Here is a 23,500-nt window from a genome sequence, read left to right as displayed (position 1 = left end):
TGACTGGCCTCATATGAGGTCGTGCGACAGCGGCAGGTGGTCACGGATCGCCGGCGGGCCCGGGAGTTCGAGGCGTTCGTAGCGGGTGCGGCCGGCCGGCTTCTGCATGCGGCCGCGCTGCTGACGGGCGAACCGGCCGACGCCACCCCGCGCGCCCAGCGGCTGCTGACCGACGCGCTGGCCCGTACGTACGCGGACTGGGACCGGCTGCGCGGCGAGGATCCGTACGACCGCACCCGCCAGGAACTGGCCCTGCGTTTCGCCCGTGGGGCCTGGCACAGCCGCCGTGGCCGCCGGGCGGGCGGTGTCCTGCCCGGGCTCGGCCCGCAGGAACGCCTCGTCCTGGTGCTGCGGCTGTACGAGGGCGTGGCCGAGGAGCAGACCGCGGCACTGATCGGCCTCCCGGTGGAACGGGTCCGCGCGATCTGCGCCCGGGCGGTCACGATGATGCGGGAGTCCCCGACGGGCCGGCCGGCGGCGGGTGGGACGCGGGCTGCCTCCGGCGGCGGCGCGGCCGCCGAGAGGCCCGCTCATGAATAGCGCCGACCGCAAGGAGGCCGAGGTCCGGCGGATGCTGGATCTGCCGCATCCGGTCGTACCGGCCGATCTCGTACTGCGGGCCACGGAACGCGGCACCCGGCTGCTGAACCGCCGCCGCACCGCGCATCGCGTGCTGTGGATGCTGCTGGTCGCCGCGGTGATCGTGTTCACCGTCTGGGCGTCGGCCACGGACCCGTGGTCCGCGCCGCCGACGGAGACGACGCCACCGCTGGAGGGCTGGTAGTCCTACGCCGCCGATGATCCACCGGCGGCGTAGAGAACGACAGGAAGACCTAGCCCAGCGCCTGCTTCAGGTCCGCCAGCAGGTCGTCGCCCGACTCGATGCCCACGGAGAGCCTGACCAGGTCGGACGGCACCTCCAGCGCCGAACCCGCCGCCGAGGCGTGCGTCATCCGGCCGGGGTGCTCGATCAGGGACTCGACGCCGCCCAGGGACTCGCCCAGCGTGAACAGCTTCGCGCGGTCGCAGACCGCGACCGCGGCCTCCTCGCCATCCGCGACCTGGAAGGAGATCATCCCGCCGAACGCCTTCATCTGCTTGGCGGCGACCTCGTGGCCCGGGTGCCCGGGCAGGCCCGGGTAGAGAACCTTGGAGACACGGGGGTGCCGGGTGAGCATCTCCGCGATCCGCGTCGCGTTCTCGCTGTGCCGGTCCATCCGGACCGCGAGCGTCTTGATCCCGCGCAGCACCAGCCACGCGTCGAACGGTCCGGCGACCGCGCCCATCGCGTTCTGGTGGTACACCAGTTCCTCGGCCAGCCCGGCGTCGTCGACGATCAGCGCGCCACCGACCACGTCCGAGTGCCCGCCCATGTACTTCGTCGTCGAGTGGACGACGACATCCGCGCCCAGCGCGAGCGGCTGCTGCAGATACGGGCTGGCGAAGGTGTTGTCCACGACGAGCTTCACGCCGGCCGCGCGCGCGATGCCCGCGAGGCCCGCGATGTCGGTGATGTTGAGGAGCGGGTTCGACGGGGTCTCGACCCAGATCGCCTTCGTACGGGGGGTGAGCGCGGCGCGGACCGCCGCCGGGTCCGAGGTGTCCGCGACCGACCACTCCACGCCCCAGCGGGAGACGACCTTCGCGAACAGCCGGTAGGTACCGCCGTAGGCGTCGTTGGGGATCACCACATGGTCGCCGGGCGCCAGCAGCGTACGCAGCAGGCAGTCCTCGGCCGCCAGCCCCGACGCGAAGGCGAGCCCGCGCCGGCCGCCCTCCAGGGCCGCCAGGTTCTCCTCGAGCGCGGTACGGGTGGGGTTGGCGCTGCGGCTGTACTCGTAACCGCCGCGCAGGCCGCCCACGCCGTCCTGCTTGTACGTGGAGACCTGATAGATCGGGGGGACGACCGCGCCGGTGAGCGGGTCCGCGGTATTGCCCGCGTGGATGGCGAGAGTCTCGAAGTGGTGCTGCTCGCTGCTGTGCTGGTGGCTCATGAGGCCAGAGCGTAGCGCCGCTCACAGACCGGCGGGACCGGGCGGCACCGGGCGATGGGCCGTCCGGGACAATGGGGCCATGGAGATTCTCTGGTTCCTGATCGCGATGGGCCTGCTGGCCGCGGTCATCGGCCCGTACGTCAGGCGCCGCCGCGGCGGTGTCCACCAGGTCGCCCCCGGCTCGCCGGACGCCGCCGACCCGGCCGACTACGGCTTCGTACGGCAGGAGGAGCTGGACATCCGGCTGCCAGGACCCGATCAGGACCTCCTCGACGTGCTCGATGTCGTCCAGCGCGGCCAGGACTGGCGGGCCGCCGCGCAGCTGCTCGCCGGCACCGGCAAGGACGGCGAGGTGCGCTGGCAGCGCGTCCAGGCCTTCGCCGGGGCGGCCTCACTGGAACTCCAGCAGCGGCCCGGCGTCGGCGGCGGATGGCTGCGGGCGTGGCGGTCGGAGTCGCCGAAGGACGCGGGCGGGGCGGCCGTGCACGCGGAGTTCCTGGTGCAGCAGGCGTGGCGGTCCTCGGCCGCCGGGACCGACGACTTCCGGATCATCCTGGAGGAGGCCCTCGCGGTCTGCGGTCAGGCGGCCCTGCTGGCGCCCGGCGACCCCGTCCCCTACATCACCGAGCTGGCCATCGGGCGCGGACTCGGCTATCCGCCGGAGCGGTTCGACCAGCTGTGGGCGAAGGTGATCGACCGCGCCCCGGCGCACATGGGGGCGCATCTGGCCGCGCTGCACTACTGGTGCGAGAAGTGGCACGGCTCCCGCGAGGAGGCCGACCACGTCGCGACGACGGCCGCGGCGCGCGCCCCGCAGGGGTCGCTGCTGGCGGCGCTGCCGCTGTTCGCGGTGTACGAGCATCTGCCCGAGATCAATCTCGTGCAGGGCTTCTACCGGAGCGCGGTGGTCACCAAGGCGGTGGAGGGCGCGCTCTTCGCGGTCCACGCCGCACGCCAGGACGACCCGATGCTCCCGCACGTACGGCATCTGCTGATCCTCTTCCTCGTACGGTCGGAGCGCTGGGCGGAGGCCATGAACCAGCTGCTGCGGGTGGACGGCCACGTCGGGGCGCTGCCGTGGACGTACAACGGGGATCCGGCGGCGGAGTACACGGTGTACCGGGCGCTGGCGGTGGCGGGCTACGAGGCGAACGGCGGCAGCCCGGCGACGCTGCCGCACTGACACCGGCGGCGTCACGGCGTCGATCCCGCGCGGGCATTGCCCTCGTTACCCGCGGTAGGGGATACTCCACCTCCCCCCCACGGCCGATCATGATGTCCATTTCCTGTGGGGGGAAACTGTCCGATGGGCGCTACTCTGCGCGCGCTGCGCGCCCTCGTCCTGCTTGCCGGCTTCTATCTGCTCGGTCTCGTCATGCTCGGCGCTCTCGCCGTCGCCGACTGGACCGCGACGCTCTGGACCCCCGGCAGCGTCTATCTGAAGCTCTACTTCATCACCGCGCTCCTCGCGATCCCCATCGTGCACGGCATGTTGCTGCTCCGTACGCCGAAGGACGACGGGCTCTCCGGCCTGCCGGTCACCGACGCGCAGGAGCCGCGGCTGTGGCAGACCGTACGCACCCTCGCCGACCAGGTCGGCACCCGCGCCCCCGACGAGATCATCCTGTTCGGCGACGCCAACGCGGCGGTCAGCGAGGAGGCCCGTTTCCTGGGCCTGCGCGGCGGCAGGCGCCGCCTCTACCTCGGCCTGCCGCTCATGGCCGGGCTGACGGAGGCGCAGCTGCGGGCCGTACTCGCCCATGAACTCGGCCACTACAGCAACGCCGACACCCGGCTGTCCGCCATCACCGTGCGCGGCCGGATCCAGGTACTGCGCACCGTCGCCCACTTCGAGGAGAAGGCCGGGAAGACGGCCGCCAAGGAGCGGGCCCGGCAGGAGAAGAAGGCCGCGAAGGCCCTGGCCAGGGGCAAGTCGGCCAAGGAGGTCGACACCGCGGGCGCCGGTATCACCTACCGCGCGATGGCCGGGATCTACACCGCGTACGCGAAGGTCTACATCCGCGCCACCGAGTCGGGTTCCCGCCGCCAGGAGCTGGCGGCCGACCGGGCCGCCGCCAGGATCGCGGGGCGCGACGCGACGGCCTCCGCGCTGCGTGAGATCCCCGTCCTCGACGCCGCGCACGGCTTCTACATGAACGCGTACGCCACGCTCGGCGTCGACGCGGGACTGCTGCCCCCTCGGGGCGAGGTCTTCGGCGGCATCCGGCGTCTGCTGGCGGCGCGCCACGAGGAACTGGACGCGATGCGGCGCGACCTGCCGACCGAACGCTCCTCGCCGTACGACTCGCATCCGCCGATCGCCGAGCGGGTCGCCCGTATCGAGGCACTGCCCGACGACGGCCGCGCCTTCGAGCCGGCGTACCCCTCGCTCGGCCTGCTGAGCTCCCCCGACCAGACCCTCGCCGCGCTCGAACTGGCCGTCCTCACCCCCGAAGCGCTGAGGATGCGCCGCGCCGACTGGCCCGAGCTGGTGCACGAGTCCATGACCGCCTACGCGAACAGGTCGGCGGAGCCGCTGCGCCGGGCGACGGCCGCGGTCACCGGCGACCCGTCGCTGTCCTCCCTGCTCGGCGTGATCGACGCGGGCGCGCTCTGGCAGCTCGCCGAGCAGCTGCCCGCGTCGGAGGAGGCGCGGGCGGCCACCGGCCGCGCGGCCCGCGAATTCGCCCGCCCGGCGCTGCGCCGCGGCCTGTCCCAGCTGGTGGCGACCGAATTCACGCGGGCCGGCCGCGCGCACTGGCAGCTCTCCTGGACGGAGTCCGCGCGGCTGCGCCTGCCCGAGGGGTACGAGGAGTCCCTGAGCGCGGCGCTGGACGCGGCGGTCGCCGACCAGCCGGACAGCGAGCCGCTGCGCAAGCTGCTCGCCGCATGACCCGCCGTCCGCCGCGCTTCGTTCACCAGCGCTTCGTTCACGAGCACTTCGTTCACCAGCGCTTCGTTCACCGGCGTTTTGTTCACGAGCGCTTTGTTCCGGCACGCTCTGTTGTGGAGCGTCCCATTCCGGAACACTTCACTCCGGCACCCGACACCGAACTGGTGGAATCCCCATGGCCCGACTCCTCCCGCTGATCATCATCGCGACCGGCGTCTACTTCTGGTTCAAGAGCCGCCGCAGCGCGTCCTCGCTCACCGACGCCCACCCCTTCAAACGGTCCGCACGCTCCGCGGAACTCGGCTTCCTGCCCCCGGAGCAGCTGGACGACCAGCACGCCGGGCCTCCCATACCCGAACGGGAGCGCGCCCTCGCCGGGGTCAGGGCCGGTGACTGGCAGCAGGCCGCCGCCCTCCTCGCCGACACGGGCCAGGACTGGGAGCGGCGCTCGATGTACGCGTACGACCTCGGCGCCGCCGCCGCCAAGGACGACGGCTGGCTCCTGGCCTGGGAGAGCGCCCGCCCCGACGACCCGGACGCGGCGGTCGTACGGGCCCGCAGCACGGTGGTCCTGGCGTGGGAGCTGCGCGGCGGCGACTGGGCCAAGAACACGAGCGGTGAACAGTTCGACGCCTTCCACCGCACGCTGGCGCGCTCGCGCGAGGAGATCGCGCGGGCCGCGGAACTGAATCCGCAGGACCCGACCCCGTACATCACCGAGATCGCGACGGCGACCGGCTTCGGCTACTCGCCCCAGGAGATGCACCGCGTGTGGGCGGAGGTCTCGGCCCGCGCGCCGCACCACTACGAGGCCCACTTCATGGCGCTCCAGTACTGGTGCGCCAAGTGGTGCGGCTCGGACGAGGAGGCCCGCGAGTTCGCGGGCCGCGCGGCGGCGGACGCCCCGCTCGGCAGCCTGCTGTCGGCGTTCCCGCTGATCGCGTGGTTCGAGGCCCGTCTCAACGACTCGGTGAAGGACGCGGAGTACCGCGACCCCGGGCTGACCGCCCTGGTCGACGCGGCCCTCGTGGACGCGGCGGCCGCCCCCGCCGACCACCCGCGCCTGGTGGAGCTGCGCCATCTGCTCGCGTATTTCCTGTACAGGCAGGGCCGGTACGACGCGGCGCTGGAGCAGTTCCGGCTGGTGGACGGCTATACGGACGCGCTGCCGTGGCGCTACTACGAGAAGCGTTTCTACGTGGCCGCCCGCGAGGCCACGGTCCGCAAGGCGGGGTGAGAGCGCGGGACCGCGCGGCGGAATGACCGGTGCCGTCCATACGTTCATCCATCAGGACCCCACAGCCGAGGAGACCTGAAATGTTCCTGTCCCGCCGCACCCCCGAGCTCCCCACCCCCGAGCAGGCCTTGCCGGGCCGCCCCGAGCCCGAGTTCTCGGTGCCCTCCCGTCACACGGTCCTCGGCAACCCCCTGCTCGGCCCGTACCCCGAAGGCCTGGAGATCGCCGACTTCGGCATGGGCTGTTTCTGGGGCGCCGAGCGCATCTTCTGGCAGACGGACGGCGTCTGGACGACCCTCGTCGGCTACCAGGGCGGCAGCACGCCGAACCCCTCGTACGAGGAGGCCTGCTCGGGCCTCACGGGCCACACGGAAGCGGTCCGCGTCGTCTACGACCCCAAGATCGTCTCCTATGCGGAGCTGCTGAAGATCTTCTGGGAGTCCCACAACCCGACCCAGGGCTTCCGCCAGGGCAACGACGTGGGCACCCAGTACCGCTCGGCGATCTACACCCACTCCCCCGCCCAGGCCGCGGCCGCGGCATCCTCCCGCGAGTCCTACCAGCAGGTCCTGACGGACTCCGGCCACTCCATGATCACCACGGAGATCCTCCCGGCGGAGGGCCGCGCGTTCTATCCCGCGGAGGCATATCACCAGCAGTACCTGGACAAGAACCCGGGCGGCTACTGCGGCATCGGCGGCACCGGCGTCTCGTGCCCGATTGGCATCGCCAGGACCGCCTGAGCAGACCAGCCACAGCCCGGCGCCGACGCGGTCAGCGGTCGGCGTCGCGGTTGAAGGCTGTTCGTGCCCAGAGGTAGCCGAGCAGGCTGAGACCGGTGCACCAGGCGAGGGGAACGACGCCCGGGAGATCGCCATCGTGCGGAACCGGTTGACGATGCCTTCGGTCATGTCGACGCAGACGCCGACCGCAGTGACCACGGCTCCGGACATCGCGGCCATCAGGATGATGCCGGGGGTGACGTAGTCGATGTAGTCGTTGCCGCCGGTGGAGGTGCCGGCGATGCCGGTGCCCAGGGCGCCGCCGAAGACATAGTTGAAGAGCAGAAGCATCAGCACCGGCATCGCGACGACCGAGACCGTCATGGAGGGGTAGCGCAGCGCGTGCTTCAGGTTGCGGCGCAGCATCGTCGCCGAATCGCTGACAGCGTAGGACAGGGTGGTCATCGGGCTTTCTCCTTCTGGGAGTTGACCGCGTTGCCGAGCTGAGGGCGGCCGGTGAGGGCATCTCTTTGGCGCCACCGCTCCACAGCCGCGGCCTGGCTGTCCTGTCTCGTTGAACCTGCTCTGCCCCGGACGTGGTGAGCTGCGCGGAGCCCGGGGCGCGCCGTTGGCGCGGGTGAAGAGGACAGTCGCGGCCGGCGCTCTCGCCGCGCACGGCAGCGTGGTCTGTGTGAACTGCGGCGTGGCTGTCCGCGGTGACCACGCTCAGGTCACGTCCCCGCCCATGCGGCAGTCCGTCGGGCTGGGGACGCCTGCCTTCCCGGGGGCGCGTCGCGCCACCTGCACGACCTGCGCCCCCGTGCGGGTCGCCCAGGCGGCCCGATCCGGCGGGGACCGCCACAGCCACGGCGCCCCGCTGCGGTGCGCCGAAGCAGGGCGCCGTTTCCCGGCCGTAGCGCTCACGACGCGGCGGGACTCGGTGCGCCGGGACGGTGTGGGGTGGTTCCGAGGCAGGGGACGGGCCTCCGGGAGCAATTGGGGCAGGCTGCGGGGAGCACAGGAAATCACCGGACTCCGAGAAGCACATGAATCCCCGCTTCACGCACTCGGCGCCTTCCGCTGTCTCCTGGGACAGACGGAAGGCGCCGAGCGGTACCGATCCCGAATCAAGCCTGCTCCGGGCTTACTCGGGCACCTTCTTCGTGCCGGGGCCGCCCGTGATCACGAAGCTCGATCCCGGCTCGATCAGCACGTCGCCCTGCGCCGAGTTGGTGATCGTCATGTCCGTCAGTGTCGCGCTGCCGCGAGCGCCGCCCATCGCGAGGATGCCGGAGCCGTTGTTGGACTTGTCGATCTCCACGTTGCTGATCTTGACGTCAGGTACGTTGCCGCCACCGTTCTTGAACTGGATCCCGTCGTAGGTCGAATCCAGGATCTCGGTGTCCCGGATGGTGACGCCGGTGATGTCCCGGCTCGCCGGGAAGATCGTGATGGCACCGAACTCCTGCGCCTCGCCCCAGAACGCGCCGCCGGTGCGGTGGAGCGCGTTGCCCGCAAGCAGGGTCTCGCCGGAGAAGGGCAGCGGGTCGTGGTCGGTCGCGAGCATGATGCCCGGGTAGTTCGCGGTGTCGGCGATCAGATTGTTCTCGACCTTGTTGCCGTAGCCGCCGTAGATGGCGACACCGTTGGCACGCCAGGGCAGTTGGATGGTGTTGTTGGTGAACGAGTTGTCGTGCGCGATATCGACCGCCGGGTCCTTCACATACCGGTTGGCCCAGATGGCCAGCGAGTCGTCACCGGTGGTGCGGAAGGACGAGTTGGTCACCGACGAATTACGGGTGCCGTTGGTGAAGTTGATGCCGTCGGCGTACGTGTCGCGGATCCGCATCCCGCTGAACTCAAGTCCGTCGGCCGGGCCCCACAGCGACTGGATGTTGTCGTAGTCACGGCCGACCCATACACCCACATTCGCGTGCTCGATCCACACGTTGGAGATCTTGGTGCCCTCGCCGAAGCGTCCGTTGAGCCCCACTCCGCCCTCGGCGCCGCCGCCGCCACGGATACGGCCCGAGCCGAAGATGGCGATGTCGGAGATCTGGGTGTTCTTGTCGATGTCGAAACCGAAGTTGCCCTCGTGCGGGTGGTTGATCCCGCCCGCATTCTGCGGCTCGGTCAGGGTGTAGAGCTGCGAGTGCCACATGCCGGCGCCCCGGACCGTCACATCGCTGATGCCGATCTGGTTGTACTGGCCCTGGTTGAGCGGGTCGTCGGTCAGGATCTTCTGCTCCTGGCGCCACTGCCCCGGCCCGATCCAGACGCACTCGATGTCGCCGTTCTGGTCCGCCGTCACGGCGTCCTGGATGGCCTTCGTGTCGTCCTGACCGTCGTCGGGCACCGCCCCGTACTCGGTGATCGAGGTGCACTCGGCCGGCTTGCTCGCCGGGGGCGCCACCTGCTCCAGATCGATCAGGTCGACGATGTAGAACGACGCGGTGTCGTCCGCGTCGCGCTGCACCTTGAACGTGGTGCCCGCCGGATAGCTCTTGTCGAGCAGCGCGTGCGACTCGTCGAAGAGCCGGCGGGCGTCGGCCTGGGGGGTGTTGGTCAGCGACTCGGGGTCGTCCGTGTTGCCGTACAGCCAACTGTGCTTGGACGACAGGTCCAGCTTCTGCACAAAGACGCCGTCCGCGTAGAGGCTCACGGTGGCGTCGATGCCGCCGCCGCCCGGCGCGTCGGGTATGGAATTGCGCACGACGATCGAGTTGGCGGCGTTGGTGGAGGTGAACTCCACGAATTCGCCTGTGCTGTTGAGCCGTACCGACTTGCGCCCGGACGACTCGCTGGCGAAGTTGGTGTGCCCGAAGGTGCGCTCCGGGTCGGCCTCCAGCAACGTGCCCTCGTACTGGCCGGCTTCGGCCTCGTACCCGACGTACGGAAGCGTCGCTCCGCGCTCGGCCGCAGCCGGGCGCGCGAACGCGCTGTCGGTCCCGCGGGTGATGTCGGCCGCGGCGACGGGGGCGGGCAGCAGCCCGACGACGAGCAGACCGGCCAGGGGTACGCCGCCGAGCAGGCGTCGTCTCAATTGCTTCGACTTCATGGTGTCCTCTGTTTCCGTGGGGTCGACAGAGTGATTGCCGTGGGGGTGGGGGCGGCAGGGTCGCAGATGAACAGGACGACAAGCCTGCCGTTATCTTGCAAAAGAACCGCACATATTTGAGCTGTTCAGTCCATGTAATGCGGTGGAGCAGTGCGAGTTTTCAAGCATGTCACCGGTTTGTCAACAGTGTGCGCACGCCGGTTACCGAGCGCCGCACCGTCAACTCACGCCCCCGCTGCTCCCACTTGCCGCACCGGACAGCGCGATTCGCGCTCCTGGCCCGGCCGGGCGCGGGCCCGGCCTGGCGGAGTGCGGCACACATGCGGTCTTCGCCGCGGCCACCGGGGCGTGCACGGTGGCCGAGACGGTGTCGGAGATCCATGCGGCACGGGACAAGCGAGCGCAAAATGCCCAACTGGGGCCTTAAACGCGCCCACCACCGCACCTGGCCCCAGCCCGTCACCCCGCCCGCCGATGCGGTCACCATCGTTCCCGCATCCAAGACCGCCCCGACCACGTGAAAACCCAAGGTCACGGCCCGGATCGGATCAGCTTTGCTGAGATTGGAGCAGGTCGCTTGAGACGGGACACTGGCACCATCCAGGCACCGTCCACGTACTGTGACGCAGGACACACCCGCAGGAAAACCCGGCGGCGGGCCCGGGCGTCTTGAGGGTGTGGGAGCAAGCAGGAAGACACCAGCGGAGCTGGACGAGGAGAGACTCGTCCGGCTCGTCGCCATGGGCGACCGCGCCGCGTTCGAGGAGCTCTACCGGCGTACGGCGCCGTGGCTGGCGGTGCGGTTGCGCCGGCGCTGCGCCGATGAGCAGATCGTCGCCGAGGTCATGCAGGAGACGTATCTGGCCGTGTGGCGCGCGGCGAGCGCGTTCGCGGGGGCCGCGGTCGGCGGGACCGCCGTCGGCTGGCTGTGGACGATCGCGGCCCGCCGTCTCGTCGACGCCTTCCGCCGGCGCGCGCACCAGGCCAGGCTGCCGGCCGCCCTGACCGCCGAGCCGGCCAGGACCGCCGCACCGGCGGCCGAGGACGAGATGCTCGCCGCCAGGGTCGACGGTGAGGTCGGTGACGCCCTGGGACGGCTGGCTCCCGAACTGCGGGACGTACTGCGGGCCATGGTCCTCGACGGGTTGTCCGTACGGGAGACCGCCGTCCTGCTCGGGCTGCCGGAAGGCACCGTCAAGACCCGCGCCCGGCGGGCACGGAGAGCGATGCGGGAGGCGCTGTCATGAGCGTGGAACATGCGTCCGAACGGCTCATCAGCCGCTATGCGCGCGGCGATACGGGGATCGCGAGCGACGAGGTGTGGGCGCTGGAAGCCCATCTGGAGTCGTGCGCGGTGTGCCGAGGCCGGCTCTCCGCCGTCGTCGGCGAGCGGGCGCCGGCGGTGACCGCGCTGGTCGACGGTGTCTGGTCGGAGCTGGCACCCCTGCTGCCACGCGTCCACCCGATGCCGCCACGGCGCCGGTGGGCCCTGACGCTCTCGACCTGGGCGTCGCCGGTGATGGTGCCGTGGCTGTGCATGACCGCTGTCGTCATCGCACTCGCCGTGCTCCTCGACCTGACGAGCGGACAGTCCGCCGGGCAGTCCGGCCACGGCATCTCGGTGGTGGTGCTGCTGGCTCCGGTGCTGCCCGTGCTGGGCGTCGCCGCCTCCTGGGCGCGCGGGCTGGATCCCGCGTACGAACTCACCGCCGCGACGCCGCGCGCCGGGCTGCACCTGGTGCTCCGGCGTACGACCTCCGTACTCGTGCTGGTGATCTCCGTGCTGCTGGTGGCGGGGTGGCTGACCGGCACCTCGGTCGCGCAGTGGCTGCTGCCCTGTCTGGCCTTCACCACCGGCACGCTCGCGCTCGGCGGGCTGATCGGGGTGACGCGCGCCGCGCTCGGGCTGGTGGCGGTCTGGGCGGCGGTGATCGTGGGGCCGACCCTGGCCGTGAGCCGTACGTCCTTCGCCCTGGAGACGGACGTCCTGCCCGTGTGGGGCGCTCTCTTCGCGCTGGGGACGGTGGTCGTGATCGCCCGCAGAGGCGCGTACACCCTCCTGGCCGCTCACCGCTGACACGCGCCCGCCGCGCTGAAGCGCGCTCACCACTCAAGCGCGCCGCTGACACGCGCCCACCACTGACACGTACACGCAGAAGAGAGGCCCGCACCGATGACCGAAGGAACGACGACATGACGCGCGGTGTGACCGCCGCCGAGGTGGCGCCCACGGCCTACGCCTGGGAGATCCGGGCCGAGGGACTGACCGTCGGGGCCGGCGGCCGCAAGACGGCCGTCGACGGCCTGGATCTCACCCTCGGGACCGGCGTGCACGGTCTGCTCGGGCCGAACGGCGCCGGGAAGACCACCCTCATCCGGGCTCTCGCCACGGTCCTCCGCCCGGCCGGAGGAACCCTCGAACTGCTGGGCACGGCCGCCGGGGCCCAGGAGGGCCGGCGCGAGCTGCGCCGCCGGATCGGCTATCTGCCGCAGGAGTTCGGGTACTACCGGCGCTTCACCGTCCGGGAGTTCGTCGAGTACATGGCGTGGCTCAAGGAGGTCCCCGGGGCGGACATCCCGGCGGCGGTCCAGCGCGCCGTCGAGCGCGTCGGCCTCGCGGACCGGGCCGACGACCGGATGAAGACCCTCTCCGGTGGCATGGTGCGGCGCGTGGGGATCGCCCAGGCCATCGTCAACGACCCGGTGATTCTGCTGCTCGACGAGCCGACGGCCGGTCTCGACCCGGCGCAGCGGCTGCGCTTCCGCGGGCTGTTGCAGCAACTCGGCACGGACAGCTGTGTCGTCGTCTCCACCCATCTCGTGGAGGATGTCGCGGCCGCCTGTACGGATGTGGTGCTGATGGCGGACGGCCGGCTGGTGTTCCGGGGCACCCCGGACCAACTCGCCGACGCCGGGGGCCCGGACGACCCGGGCGACAGCCCGATCGAGCGCGGTTACGCGGCGCTGCTCATGCGCTCCGGGCCGGACAGGGGTGCCTGGTGAACCCGGTGTCCACGAAGACGGCCGAGGCCCCCGGGAACCCGGTGGCTCCGGTGGGCCGGAAGACCCCGGCGAAGGCACGGATCCTGCGGACCGAGCTGCGCCGGTCGACCGCCCTGTGGCTGGGCGGGCTGCTCCTGGTGGGCTCGCTCGCCGGTCTGGAGCTGATGAGCGGACCGTGGACGAAGGGCGCCGAGAGCTGGACGGCGCAGTGGACATCCACCGCGTGGTGGGAGCGGTTCCTGCTGGTGATTCTTTGGCCTCTGGCGGTGGCCGGCGGGGCGGTGCAGGGGCTACGGGACCACCGCTCCGGCACGTCCGAGCTCCTCTCGGCCACCTCGCGGCCCCCGTGGCACCGCGCCGCCAGGACGGCGGGCGCGTCGGCGCTCACGCTGTCCGTCGCCTATCTGCTGGTGTTCGGGTACGGCGGGGTGCGGGCGCTCGTCAACGACGGTTACACCGGCCTCAGTTGGCTGCCGATCCTGCTCGTCGGGGCGTTGGCGATGGTCGCCGGTGCCTGGCTGGGCATGGGTGTCACCAGGACTTTGCCGTCCGCGCTCACCCCTCCGGTGCTCGCCGTGGCGGCGCTGATGACCTCGGTCCTGCTCAGCGACGTGGTGCTGAAGGACGTGGTGCCCAACGGGATCATGCTGCTCACCCCGTCGTTGTCCCTGGTGCACAGCGAGTTCCTGACCGTCTCCTGGCGCGTCAATGCCGGACAGGCGCTCTGGCTCCTCGGGGTGGCCGCCACCGGATTCCTGCTGCTGGTGGCCGGGAAGCCGCGGGCCCGGCTGCTCGCGCTGCTGCCGATGGTGCTGGGCGCGGCGGTCGCACTGCCGGTCCTGCCCTCGGATCCGGAGCGCAACTACGTGGTCGACACGGCGGCGGCGGAACTGGTCTGCGACGGCCGGGTCTGTGTCACCCGGCTGCACGAGCAACGGCTGGCCGCGCTCACCGGTCCCGCCGAGGAAGCGCTGCGCCTGCTGGGCCGGCTGCCCGACCCGCCGTCGGCGGTGCACGAGAGCGTCGACGCCTGGCCCCGGGACACGAAGCGGCCGCGCACCGCCGACGTCGTACCCGTCGACTTCGAAGCCCAGGCTCTCGACCACACCACAGGGGACGAGTCCACCCGGACTCTGCTGGGCGGCGCGGGAACAGCGCCGTGTCTCGAAGCGGAGTTGACCGACCCGACCGAGGAGGAACTGCGTGCGTACGACGAGACGCGGGTGGTGCGCGAACTGGCCGCGCGGACCGTGGCCGCCGCCTGGTTCACCGGGGATCTGAAGCCCCTGGCCGGCACGCTGTGGCTGCGCGCCGACGTCGACGCACTGACCCGTCCGGCCTGGAACGCCCTGCGCGCGCTGCCCGCGGACGAACAGCGGCTACGGATCGCCGCCCTGCGAACGGCCGCCCTGTCCTGCGACGGTGACCTGCTGACGGTGCTGGCGGACGGCGGTCCTCGGTGAGGTGGCTGACGCTCTACGCGCGCTCCCGTCAGGTGCCCGCCTCGCTCGCCGCGGTCCTGGTCTGCACCCTCGCGGCGTGGCCGCTCGCCCAAGGCGCGACGCCCGGCGACCCGAGGGTGCACACCCTGCTGCTGACCACGGCGGTGGCGGCGGCCACGACCGGGCTGAGCGGGCAGGACCTGGCCCTCGACCGTACGGCGGCGATCCGCTGGGCACCCCGTCGCGCGGCGCATGTGCTGCTCATCGGCGCGCTCGCCGGGGCCGTGCTGCTGGCTCTGCTGACCACGGTCGACGGGCCGGTGCCGACCGGCCAGGTGGTACGGAACAGCGCGGGCACGGCGGGGGTCGCGGCGCTCGCGGCGACGGTGTGGGGCGGCCGGTCCGCCTGGACCCTGCCGCTGGGCTGGTGCGCGGTCGCGCTCTTCGTACCGTCGACGGGCGGGGCGGCGGAGCAGGTGGCGACCTGGATGCTCCAGCCGTCCGGCACGGCCGCCGCCACCTGGACGGCGCTGCTCCTCGCGGCCGTCGGCGGACCGGCGTACGCGCTGGCCGGGCCCCGGCGCTGAACTCGGCCCGGAGAGCGGCCCCTTGTCCCCATGGCGTCCGGGTGCCCCGGAGCATCTCCGGTTGCCGGAGGCGTCCTTGCGTCCCGCCCCGCCGTACAGCACCGTCGGGTGTCAGCGTTCACCTGGCTGCCACCCTCCCGACGGCCGGGAGTCACCGGGCGGGACGGGGAGGGGTGAGTGGATACGCACGACCCCCGACCGCGCCGCTCGTACGGGCGGCGCGGTTACGCCGACACGCCACGTGGAGACCGTATATGACCGGCTCAGCCCGTACGCAGCCCCTGCCGAGCAGGGAATCCATACGGACCGGCAGGCGGCCGGGCGGCGCCGCTCGTGGCACGGCGCGCGGCCTGGCGGCAGGGCTGGCCGCGGGCGCGCTCGCGCTGGGCAGTGTCCTCGTGGGCGGTGCCCCGGCCGCCGCGGCGAGCGGCCCCGACTGTTCCGGAGCGAAGGGCACGGCGCTCTGCGCGCAGGCCGGCGACCTGCTCGACGTCACGCTGGACCAGCTGCGCCCCACCCAGCCCTCCATCGGCTTCGACCAGATCTACTACAAGCTCGGCCGGTACGGCAGCGCCAAGGACGAGCAGAACGGCGACTTCAACAAGCGGTTCGACGACTGGTGCGAGACGAACGGCCAGGAGGAGGCGGCGACGGTGAAGGCCGGCGCCACGCTCGCCGACCCGGCCAGCTTCACCTGCACCGTCCCGGTCGGCGAGGAGACCGACGAGACGCGGGCCGCGATGAAGACGGTCGTTGTCGGCCCCGGCGGCGAGCTGTATCTCACCGACGGGCACCACACCCTGACGTCCTTCCTGGAGACGTCCGACGGCGGCCCCTCGACGCACATCCGGCTGCGGGTCACCGGCAATCTGAGCGACCTCTCGCCCGCCGCCTTCTGGCAGACCATGCAGGACCGCAAGTGGGTCTGGCTGCGCGACGAGAACAACCGCCCCATCACCACGGACCAGCTCCCGCGCCGCCTCGGCCTGGCGAGCTTCCACGACGACCGCTACCGCAGCCTCGTCTACTTCACGCGCGACATCGGCTACCAGGCTCCCGACGACGCGGCGGAGTACCTGGAGTTCCTGTGGGGCACCTGGCTGCGCGAGCGCGTGGACCTCGGCACGTACGACCTGAACGACTCCGCCGTCTACCTCGGCGCCGTCCGCACCGCCTCCGAGGCCATGTCCGGGGTGGCCGGTGACACCGTCATCGCCGACGGGCGCACCGCCGACGAGCTGGGCCGGATGGACGAGTGGAACGACGGGAAGAAGCCGACCGGCGGTGAGTTCGGGAAGCTGAGCGCTCCGATCTCCGACGCGAAGCCCGGCAAGCTCGCCTACGCCCTGGACTTCCGCGGCCGGGTCGCGCCCACGCCCGCCTGCACGAAGACGCTGACCGGCACGCACACCGGCCCGCTGGTCGTCTCCTCTGGTGTCACCTGCCTGGACCGCACCAAGCTGACCGGCCCTGTCGTGGTCGTCGCCGGCGCCGGCCTGGTGGCGAAGGGCGCCGACATCACCGGGCCCGTCCAGGCGGTCGGCGCCGGCACCGTGCAGCTGTGCGGCACCTCGCTGACCGGTCCGTTGTCCATCGTGAACACGAAGCAGCGGCTGACCCTGTCGGGCCCCGGCTGCACCGCGAACACCCTGAACGGCCCGGTCCAGCTCGTCGGAAATCCCCGATAGAGGCAATTCCCGCCGCGGAGGCCCGGTCTCTTTCCAGGGGCCTCCGCGACGGGGCGCGGCTACACTCGTCGCCATGTTCGTTCACTACTACTTCCTGTGATTTCGGGCCCGCTCCTCAGGCCCGAGTCGGTCCAGCCCTGCACCAGGGCGTGACAATCCAGGAAGAAGCATGCGCGAGCGCGCCCAATTGGCGATGAAGGACGTGTCCAAGGCGTACGGCGACCGGTCGGTTCTCGACCAGGTGTCGCTGACCGTACGTCCCGGCGAGAAGGCCGGAATCATCGGGGAGAACGGCTCCGGCAAGTCGACGCTGCTGCGGCTGCTGGCCGGGGCCGAGCGGCCGGACAGCGGTGAGATCACCGTCAGTTTCCCCGGCGGCATCGGCCATCTCGCCCAGACCCTCGACCTCGATCCCGCGTGCACCGTGCGGGACGCCGTCGACGCGGCCCTCGCCGATCTGCGCGAGATGGAGCGCGGACTGCGGGCGGCCGAAGCGGCACTCGGCACCGCGAGCGACGACGAACTGGCCGCGTACGGCGATCTGTTGACGGTGTACGAGGAGCGCGGCGGCTACCGGGCCGACGCCCGGGTCGATGCCGCGCTCCAGGGACTCGGGCTCGCCCGGGTGGCACGGGACCGCCCGCTGGGCTCGCTCTCCGGCGGGGAGCAGTCCCGGCTGGCGCTGGCGTGCGTGCTGGCCTCGGCGCCCGAGCTGCTGCTGCTCGACGAGCCCACCAACCATCTCGATCTCCGGGCCACCGGCTGGCTGGAGGAGCGGCTCATCGCGCATCGGGGGACGGTGCTGGCCGTCACCCACGACCGTGCGTTCCTGGAGCGGATCGCGACGACGATCCTCGATGTCGACCGGGACACCCGGACGGTGACGCGGTACGGCGACGGCTGGCTCGGCTACCGGACGGCGAAGGCCGCCGCGCGCCGCCGCCGGGAGCAGGAGCACCAGGAGTGGCTGGCCGAGGTGGCCCGTACGGAAGAGCTGGTCAGCGCGGCCGGACAGCGGCTCGCGGCTACCGGCAAGGACCCGCGCGAGGGCTTCGGCAAGTTCCGCCGGTCACATGAGGCGAAGCTCTCCGGGCACGTCAGGGCGGCGCGGCAGCGGCTGTGGCGACTGCGTCAGGAGCCGGTGCCGGCGCCTCCGGAGCCACTGAGGTTCTCGGCGACGCTGCGCTCCGGCGGCGCGGAAGGAGCGGCCGCCGAGTGCGTTCTCGGCGCGGGCGTGGTGGCCGAGCTGGAGAACGTGGTGGTCGCGGGCCGGCTGCGGGTGGCCGGTCTGCGGGTGACGGCGGGCGAACGGCTGCTGGTGACCGGTCCCAACGGGGCGGGCAAGAGCACGCTGCTCCGGGTCCTGGCCGGTGTACTGGAGCCGGACAGCGGCTCGGTGCGCCGTCCGGCCCTGACCGGCTATCTGCCGCAGGAGCTGCCCGCCGCACCGTCCGGGCTCCCGCTGCTGCGGGCGTTCGCGGCGGGGCGTCCCGGCCTGCCGGAGGAGTACGCGGACGAACTGCTGGGCCTCGGCCTCTTCCGCCAGGACGACCTGGCCGTACCGGTCGCGGCGCTCTCGGCCGGCCAGCGGCGCAGGCTGGAGCTGGCCAGGCTGGTGACCCGCCCCGCTGATCTGCTCGTCCTCGACGAGCCGACGAACCATGTGGCGCTCAGCCTCGTGGAGGAGCTGGAGGAGGCGCTGACCGGGTACGAGGGAGCGGTGGTGGTGGTCTCCCACGACCGCCGCTTCCGCGCCGGCTTCCGCGGCGCCCGGCTGGAACTGCGGTCCGGCCACGTCGTCCCCGAAACGACCGACGCGACCGACGCGGGGCAGCGGCTCCGGTAAGGCCCGGTGTGTCCCGCCCGACGCCCGGGCGGGACACACCACGGGACACGAACGGCTGCAGCCAGGGCTGATCCCCGCCGCGCCCTAAAGCTTTACCTGGAAGACCCCGGCCGGGCGTTCGCGCCGGTAGCCCAGGCCTTCGTTCACGGCCAGCATCGCCGTGTTGTCGTCGGCGACGGTCGTGCTGATCTCCCGTACGCCGGGACGCAGTTCGCTCAGTCTCCCGAGCAGATGGCGTTTGACCGCGCGCCCCAGCCCGCGGCCCCGGTGAGCGGGGACGACCACCGTGTCGTACTGGAGCGCGCGGGTGTCCGCGGGGTCGCGCAGGACGACCTCGGTGTACGCGACGACGGCGTCGCCGTCCGTGGTGTCGAGCACCGCGGAGGTCAGGAGCACCCCGCCGCGGTCCTCGATCAGCCGGGCCGCGGCCCGGATTCTCTGCGCGTCCCAGCGTGGCGGCCGCTCGTCCATGTCGCCGGTCGGCGCGTCCCGCATCGCCTCGTGCGCCACGGCGAGCGCCTCGGCGGATTCGTCGGGGACGACGCCCGACCAGTGGACGAAGCGGAGGCCGTCGGGCAGCGCGGGCTGCGGGATCTCATCCATCGCCTGCCGGACGCGCTGCACGTACCAGCCGAGCTGAAGCACGTTCGAGAAGCCGAGACTGTCGACGAACGCCTCTCCCGCGCCGCCGAGTTCGAGCACCGTCGAGACCGAGGCCCGGCCCTGCGCCGCGAGTTCGCGGCGTATCGCGGTCCAGAGCGCGGCGCCGACGCCGTGCCGCCGGAAGTCGGGATGCACCACCAGGGCGTCCAGGAAGGCCGTGTGCCGGTTCTCCTCGTCGGTGGAGAGGAGCAGCGAGGCGACGCCCTGGTACGAGCCGTCCGGCGCCGTGGCCGCGAGATGAACGTTTCTCCCGTGGGCCGGCGGCACCCGCAGCTTCCCCACGGTCTCCGCCTTGCCGGGCTCGGGCACCGAGGCCGGCAGATCGAGCACATGCGCCGCGATGATCACCGCGTGCCAGGCGTCTGTCTCGGCGTCCGAGGGCGGGCTTCCCAGAGTGATCAGCATGGACCGAACCTACGCGTACGAGGGTGGTGACGCCCCCGAGTTACGGGGACGTCCGGACGGCCGGACGGGACCGGGCCGGATGCTTGCGCCCCAGGCGCCACACGGGCTCCCGGGCGCCACGCAGACTCCCGGGTACCACTAGGGCTCCCGGGCGCCACACGGACTCCCTGGAGCCACAGACGCCCCGCGGAGCACAAGCACCCCTTACGACCGAGGTGTGACGGGCAGCGCGGCCCGTGCCGGCGGTGCGCCTCAGGCGGCCGCGTTCTCGGTGACCGTGACCCGTCCCTTCCGGATCGTGGCGAGCCGTGGGGCGCGGCGGGCGATCGAGCTGTCGTGCGTGACCATGATGAAGGTCAGGCCGTGCTCTTTCCAGAGGCCCTCCAGCAGCTCCATGATCTCGTCACGCATCGACTCGTCGAGGTTTCCCGTGGGTTCATCGGCGAGCAGCACCTTCGGCTGCTTCACCAGGGCGCGGGCGATGGCGACGCGCTGCTGCTGGCCACCGGAGAGCTCACCCGGCACATGGCCGAGCCGCTCGCCGAGACCGACCGAGTCCAGCGCCTCCGCCGCCCGTGCGCGCCGGGCGGCGCCCTTGAGGCCGAGCGGCACGAGCGCCGTCTCGACGTTCTCCTGGGCGGTCAGCGTGGGGATGAGGTTGAAGCTCTGGAAGACGAAGCCGATGCTCTCGGCCCTGACCTTGGTGAGCCGGGCCTCGGGCAGCTTCGCCAGGTCCACCCCGTCGAATTCGATACTGCCCTCGGTCGGCCGGTCGAGGCCGCCGAGCATCTGGAGAAGGGTGGACTTTCCGCCGCCGGTGGGGCCCTGGATGACGAGCCTGCCGCCGTCCTCGATGGTCAGATCGACCCCGGCGAGCGCGTTGACTGTCTTCTTGCCGCGCATATAGCGCTTGGTGACGCCGCTGAGCTGGTACATGGTTCAACTCCTGCTGTGCACAAGGATGGTGAGGTCGCGCGAGATGGACCGGCGGTCCTACTCGACACGGCGCAGCGCGTCCGCGGGGCGCAGCCGGGAGGCGCGCCAGCCGCCGAAGCCGCCCGCGATCAGGCCACCCGCGACGGCGAGCGCCACGGCGATGCCGATGGTGGTGAGGGAGACGGGCGCGGTGAGGGCGATGTCGAGCCCCTTGGACGCGGTCTGCCGCGCCGGCCCGCCGCCTCCCATGGCCCCGGCGAAACCGCCACCGCCGCCACCCCCGCCACCGCCGCCGCCCGTGGAGCCGAGCTGCGCCGTGAGGGTCGGGCTGATGGCCGTGACCAGATAGGCGCCGCCGAGGCCCAGCGCGATACCGAGTACGCCGCCGAGCAGTCCGTTCACCAGCGCCTCGCCGACCACCTGGCGGGTGACCCGGCCGCTCTTCCAGCCGAGCGCCTTGAGGGTGCCGAACTCCCGTACCCGGCGGCTGACCGCGGAGGAGGTGAGCAGGCCGGCCACCAGGAAGGCGGCGATCAGCACGGCGATGGACAGCCACTTGCCGACGTTCGCGGCGAGGTCGGACGCGGTGGACAGGGAGCCGGAGACGGTGTCCGCGAGATCCGCCGAGGTGGTGACCGTCGTGCCCGAGATGTTCTTCTGGATGGCGGACTTGACGCTGTCGATCCGCTGCGAGTCGGCGGCCTTGACGTAGACCGTGGTGACCTTGTCCTTGGAGTCGGCCAGGGTCTGGGCCCGCTTCAGCGGGATGTAGAGGTTGGCGGCGGAGTCCCCGCTGTCCGCGGTGGCGACCCCGACGATGCTGAACTTCGTCCCGGAGATGGTGACGGTCTTGCCGACCGCGAGGCTCTTCTCCTTGGCGTACGCGCTGTCCACGACCGCCACCGCCGCGTCGGTCTCGGTGCTCTCGAACGTACGGCCGTCGGTGATCTTGGAGGAGGTCAGCGGGCCGAGCGCGGGCGCGGTGACATCGGTGCCGTACACCGAGTAGGAGTTGACGTCGAACGCGGCTCCGCCGCCCCGGACTTCGCCTCCGCCGCCGCCCGTACCGCCGCCCTGGCCGGTCCGTGCGCCGCCCTCGGGCGGGGTGAACTCGCCGGGCTTGAACTCGCCGTTGACCTTCAGCACGTTCAGGCTGAGCCCGCCGACCGCGGCGGCGACCCCGCTCTGGTCGCCGACCTTCGTGACGGTCGAGGAGGCCAGGGTCTGGAAGCCCTGCACCAGCACCCGGTCACTGCTCTGTTCGGCGTCGCCGTCGCCCTTGGCGTCGAACTCGAAGCGGGGCCGGCGGGTCGTGTCGCCTTCGCCGGGCGGGGCAGCGGCCTTGGTGACGGTCATGTCCGTGCCGAGGCCGTACAACGATTGCAGGACCTTGTCCTGCGCTTGGCTCATACCGGCGGAGACCGAGCTGACGACGATCACCAGCGCGATGCCCAGGGCGAGCCCAGAGGCGACGACGAGCGCCGCCTTTCTGCGACGGCGCAGCTCGCGCCGGAGGTAGGTGAAGAACATGAGGTGAAGCTAGGCACCGCTCGTGATGAGGAGTTGAGGCTGCGGTGAGAGCCGCATGAGAACGCGAACGGCGGCGGCACCGTGAGGGTGCCGCCGCCGTTCGCGTACGCATCGGACGGGCCGGGGCGGGAGAGAGCCGAATCGGCTCGGCTCAACCCGCTTCCGCGGCCGTTACCGCTCCCCGCACCCGTATCGACATCGGGTGGGGCGGGCCGGAGTCAGACGGCGGAGCCGGCCTGCCAGTCGGCCCAGTTCAGGTTCCAGCCGTTGAGACCGTTGTCGGGCTTGATGGTCTTGTCGGGGGAGTTCTTGACGACGACCACGTCACCGATGAGCGAGTTGTTGTAGAACCACGCGGCCGGCTGGTTGGGGTCGCCCGCGCCCTTCACGTCCTGCAGGCCGACACAGCCGTGGCTGGTGTTGGTGTTGCCGAAGGCCGAGCCGCCCCAGTAGCTGCCGTGGATGAAGGTGCCCGACGTGGACAGCCGCATGGCGTGCGGGACGTCCTTGATGTCGTACTCGCCCTTGCCGTCGTCGTCCGTGAAGCCGACCGTCGCACCGTTCATCCGGGTCTCCTTGAACTTCTCGGAGATCACCATCTGACCGTTGTACGTCGGGTTGTCGGGCGAACCGGCGGAGATCGGGATGGTCTTGATCGTCTTGCCGTCCTGCGCCACGGTCATGGTGTGGGCCTTGGTGTCCACCGTGCTGACCTGGTTGCGGCCGATCTTGAACGTGACCGTCTTCTGCTGGACACCGAAGACGCCGCCGGCGCCCTCGACCCCGTCGAGGTTCAGCTTGAGGGTGACCGTCGAGCCGCCCTGCCAGTACTGCTCGGGACGGAAGTCGAGACGCTGCCCGCTGAACCAGTGGCCGACGACCTGCTGGCCGCTGCTCGACGTGACCGTGATGCCGTCCTGCACGGCCTTCTGGTTGGTTATCGCCTTGTCGAAGTTGATCGAGACCGGCATTCCGACGCCGACCGTGGAGCCGTCCTCGGGGGTGAAATTCCCGATGAAGCTGTTGGTGGGCGAGACGGTGGTGAAGGAGCCGTTCTCATGGGCCTCGCGGCCCTTGGTGTCCTTCGCCGTCGCGGCGATCTTGTACGTGGTGGAGCGCTGGAGCTGACCGTCGGGCTGCCAGCTCTTGGCGTCGGCGGCCAGGGTTCCCTGGACGGCGGTGCCGTCCGCGGTGGTCATGGTGACGCTGGTGAGGCTGCCCTTGGTGACCGAGACCTTGGCGTCGTTGTTGATGCCCACATTCGTCGCGCCGTTCTTCGGCGCGATGGCTATCTGGGCCTCGGAGGTCTCCTTGGCGGCCGCTTCATCGACCTGGGCCTGCGACGACGGTTTCTTCGAGCTGTCGGCGCCACCGCCGTCGGTGGCCTGGCCCTCCGAACAAGCCGTGAGCACCAGTACGCCGCCGAGCAGTGCGGACGCGGCCACGAGGCCCCTGCGCCGCTTGCTGTCCGTCATCACACGCTTCTCCATCATCGC

At 71.5% G+C, this 23,500-nt stretch carries 19 protein-coding genes and 2 pseudogenes; 14 read left to right on the top strand and 7 right to left on the bottom strand.

Features of this window, described 5'->3' with window-relative positions:
* The first annotated feature begins 21 nt into the window (after positions 1-21).
* A complete protein-coding gene (locus tag ACFVWW_RS12450; protein ID WP_386878476.1) occupies positions 22-540 on the top strand; it encodes a sigma factor-like helix-turn-helix DNA-binding protein in 519 nt (172 codons plus the stop codon).
* Entirely contained in the window at positions 533-784 is a 252-nt protein-coding gene (locus ACFVWW_RS12445; RefSeq protein ID WP_386878477.1) for a hypothetical protein, read from the top strand. The genes ACFVWW_RS12450 and ACFVWW_RS12445 overlap by 8 nt, the downstream gene beginning before the upstream one ends.
* A gap of 49 nt (positions 785-833) precedes the next feature.
* Here the strand turns inward: ACFVWW_RS12445 and ACFVWW_RS12440 are convergent, their stop codons facing one another.
* Positions 834-1,994, bottom strand: a complete 1,161-nt coding sequence (locus ACFVWW_RS12440) for a cystathionine gamma-synthase (RefSeq protein ID WP_386878478.1) — start codon at positions 1,992-1,994, stop codon at positions 834-836.
* A gap of 79 nt (positions 1,995-2,073) precedes the next feature.
* Here ACFVWW_RS12440 and ACFVWW_RS12435 point away from each other — a divergent pair, with 79 nt between their 5' ends.
* From ACFVWW_RS12435 to msrA, 5 genes and pseudogenes are all read left to right on the top strand, one after another.
* Positions 2,074-3,177, top strand: coding sequence for a hypothetical protein (locus ACFVWW_RS12435; RefSeq protein WP_386878479.1), 1,104 nt, complete (start codon positions 2,074-2,076; stop codon positions 3,175-3,177).
* Positions 3,178-3,300: 123 nt separating this feature from the next.
* Positions 3,301-4,887, top strand: a complete 1,587-nt coding sequence (locus tag ACFVWW_RS12430) for a M48 family metallopeptidase (protein WP_386878480.1) — start codon at positions 3,301-3,303, stop codon at positions 4,885-4,887.
* A 21-nt stretch (positions 4,888-4,908) separates the two neighbouring features.
* A pseudogene (locus tag ACFVWW_RS12425) lies at positions 4,909-4,962 on the top strand (hypothetical protein); the annotation flags it as partial.
* 100 nt (positions 4,963-5,062) lie between these two features.
* A complete protein-coding gene (locus ACFVWW_RS12420; RefSeq protein WP_386878481.1) occupies positions 5,063-6,124 on the top strand; it encodes a hypothetical protein in 1,062 nt (353 codons plus the stop codon).
* A gap of 80 nt (positions 6,125-6,204) precedes the next feature.
* Positions 6,205-6,867, top strand: a complete 663-nt coding sequence (msrA, locus tag ACFVWW_RS12415; RefSeq protein WP_384336145.1) for a peptide-methionine (S)-S-oxide reductase MsrA — start codon at positions 6,205-6,207, stop codon at positions 6,865-6,867.
* A gap of 111 nt (positions 6,868-6,978) precedes the next feature.
* Here the strand turns inward: msrA and ACFVWW_RS12410 are convergent.
* Positions 6,979-7,311 (bottom strand): annotated as a pseudogene (locus tag ACFVWW_RS12410) (ABC transporter permease); the annotation flags it as partial.
* A gap of 679 nt (positions 7,312-7,990) precedes the next feature.
* Positions 7,991-9,904 (bottom strand): glycosyl hydrolase family 28-related protein, encoded by a 1,914-nt coding sequence (locus tag ACFVWW_RS12405; RefSeq protein WP_386878482.1) that lies wholly within the window; start codon positions 9,902-9,904, stop codon positions 7,991-7,993.
* Positions 9,905-10,644: 740 nt separating this feature from the next.
* Here ACFVWW_RS12405 and ACFVWW_RS12400 point away from each other — a divergent pair.
* The 7 genes from ACFVWW_RS12400 (at position 10,645) to abc-f (ending at position 18,470) form a co-directional block, all read left to right on the top strand.
* A complete protein-coding gene (locus ACFVWW_RS12400) occupies positions 10,645-11,151 on the top strand; it encodes an RNA polymerase sigma factor (RefSeq protein WP_386878506.1) in 507 nt (168 codons plus the stop codon).
* Positions 11,148-11,981: a zf-HC2 domain-containing protein gene (locus ACFVWW_RS12395; protein WP_386878483.1), complete on the top strand. Its 834-nt coding sequence runs from the start codon at positions 11,148-11,150 to the stop codon at positions 11,979-11,981. The genes ACFVWW_RS12400 and ACFVWW_RS12395 overlap by 4 nt, the downstream gene beginning before the upstream one ends.
* 116 nt (positions 11,982-12,097) lie before the next feature.
* Positions 12,098-12,907 carry an ABC transporter ATP-binding protein gene (locus tag ACFVWW_RS12390; protein WP_384180904.1) on the top strand — a complete coding sequence of 270 codons (810 nt, stop codon included), beginning with the start codon at positions 12,098-12,100 and terminating at the stop codon, positions 12,905-12,907.
* A 5-nt stretch (positions 12,908-12,912) separates the two neighbouring features.
* Positions 12,913-14,370 carry a hypothetical protein gene (locus tag ACFVWW_RS12385; RefSeq protein WP_384180902.1) on the top strand — a complete coding sequence of 486 codons (1,458 nt, stop codon included), beginning with the start codon at positions 12,913-12,915 and terminating at the stop codon, positions 14,368-14,370.
* On the top strand, positions 14,367-14,936 hold the full coding sequence (locus tag ACFVWW_RS12380; protein ID WP_384336130.1) for a hypothetical protein: 570 nt from the start codon (positions 14,367-14,369) through the stop codon (positions 14,934-14,936). Before ACFVWW_RS12385 ends, ACFVWW_RS12380 begins: the two co-directional genes overlap by 4 nt.
* A 254-nt stretch (positions 14,937-15,190) precedes the next feature.
* Positions 15,191-16,624: a ParB/Srx family N-terminal domain-containing protein gene (locus ACFVWW_RS12375; RefSeq protein ID WP_386878484.1), complete on the top strand. Its 1,434-nt coding sequence runs from the start codon at positions 15,191-15,193 to the stop codon at positions 16,622-16,624.
* A 169-nt stretch (positions 16,625-16,793) separates the two neighbouring features.
* Complete coding sequence (abc-f, locus tag ACFVWW_RS12370; protein WP_386878485.1) at positions 16,794-18,470, top strand: ribosomal protection-like ABC-F family protein; 1,677 nt, start codon at positions 16,794-16,796, stop codon at positions 18,468-18,470.
* A gap of 84 nt (positions 18,471-18,554) precedes the next feature.
* Here abc-f and ACFVWW_RS12365 read toward each other — a convergent pair whose 3' ends face one another.
* The 4 genes from ACFVWW_RS12365 to ACFVWW_RS12350 all read right to left on the bottom strand — a co-directional run bounded on the left by ACFVWW_RS12365 (position 18,555) and on the right by ACFVWW_RS12350 (position 23,494).
* On the bottom strand, positions 18,555-19,538 hold the full coding sequence (locus tag ACFVWW_RS12365; protein ID WP_386878486.1) for a GNAT family N-acetyltransferase: 984 nt from the start codon (positions 19,536-19,538) through the stop codon (positions 18,555-18,557).
* 252 nt (positions 19,539-19,790) lie between these two features.
* Entirely contained in the window at positions 19,791-20,474 is a 684-nt protein-coding gene (locus tag ACFVWW_RS12360; protein ID WP_384180892.1) for an ABC transporter ATP-binding protein, read from the bottom strand.
* A gap of 57 nt (positions 20,475-20,531) precedes the next feature.
* The gene (locus ACFVWW_RS12355) at positions 20,532-22,004 is read right to left on the bottom strand and encodes an ABC transporter permease (protein WP_386878487.1); all 1,473 of its coding nucleotides are present in this window, start codon (positions 22,002-22,004) and stop codon (positions 20,532-20,534) included.
* A 218-nt stretch (positions 22,005-22,222) separates the two neighbouring features.
* Positions 22,223-23,494, bottom strand: a complete 1,272-nt coding sequence (locus ACFVWW_RS12350) for an Ig-like domain-containing protein (protein WP_384181183.1) — start codon at positions 23,492-23,494, stop codon at positions 22,223-22,225.
* Positions 23,495-23,500: the final 6 nt, after the last annotated feature.

This window comes from Streptomyces sp. NPDC058198, assembly GCF_042882605.1.
In the GTDB taxonomy this organism is placed as follows: Bacteria; Actinomycetota; Actinomycetes; order Streptomycetales; family Streptomycetaceae; genus Streptomyces.
This window is presented reverse-complemented; position numbering and strand designations above follow the sequence as displayed.

Coding starts and splice junctions, on each gene's coding strand:
- ACFVWW_RS12445 (WP_386878477.1), top strand. CDS start 533: ATGAATAGCGCCGACCGCAAGGAGGCCGAGGTCCGGCGGATGCTGGAT.
- ACFVWW_RS12440 (WP_386878478.1), bottom strand. CDS start 1,994: ATGAGCCACCAGCACAGCAGCGAGCAGCACCACTTCGAGACTCTCGCC.
- ACFVWW_RS12435 (WP_386878479.1), top strand. CDS start 2,074: ATGGAGATTCTCTGGTTCCTGATCGCGATGGGCCTGCTGGCCGCGGTC.
- ACFVWW_RS12430 (WP_386878480.1), top strand. CDS start 3,301: ATGGGCGCTACTCTGCGCGCGCTGCGCGCCCTCGTCCTGCTTGCCGGC.
- ACFVWW_RS12420 (WP_386878481.1), top strand. CDS start 5,063: ATGGCCCGACTCCTCCCGCTGATCATCATCGCGACCGGCGTCTACTTC.
- msrA (WP_384336145.1), top strand. CDS start 6,205: ATGTTCCTGTCCCGCCGCACCCCCGAGCTCCCCACCCCCGAGCAGGCC.
- ACFVWW_RS12405 (WP_386878482.1), bottom strand. CDS start 9,904: ATGAAGTCGAAGCAATTGAGACGACGCCTGCTCGGCGGCGTACCCCTG.
- ACFVWW_RS12400 (WP_386878506.1), top strand. CDS start 10,645: ATGGGCGACCGCGCCGCGTTCGAGGAGCTCTACCGGCGTACGGCGCCG.
- ACFVWW_RS12395 (WP_386878483.1), top strand. CDS start 11,148: ATGAGCGTGGAACATGCGTCCGAACGGCTCATCAGCCGCTATGCGCGC.
- ACFVWW_RS12390 (WP_384180904.1), top strand. CDS start 12,098: ATGACGCGCGGTGTGACCGCCGCCGAGGTGGCGCCCACGGCCTACGCC.
- ACFVWW_RS12375 (WP_386878484.1), top strand. CDS start 15,191: ATGACCGGCTCAGCCCGTACGCAGCCCCTGCCGAGCAGGGAATCCATA.
- abc-f (WP_386878485.1), top strand. CDS start 16,794: ATGCGCGAGCGCGCCCAATTGGCGATGAAGGACGTGTCCAAGGCGTAC.
- ACFVWW_RS12365 (WP_386878486.1), bottom strand. CDS start 19,538: ATGCTGATCACTCTGGGAAGCCCGCCCTCGGACGCCGAGACAGACGCC.
- ACFVWW_RS12360 (WP_384180892.1), bottom strand. CDS start 20,474: ATGTACCAGCTCAGCGGCGTCACCAAGCGCTATATGCGCGGCAAGAAG.
- ACFVWW_RS12355 (WP_386878487.1), bottom strand. CDS start 22,004: ATGTTCTTCACCTACCTCCGGCGCGAGCTGCGCCGTCGCAGAAAGGCG.
- ACFVWW_RS12350 (WP_384181183.1), bottom strand. CDS start 23,494: ATGGAGAAGCGTGTGATGACGGACAGCAAGCGGCGCAGGGGCCTCGTG.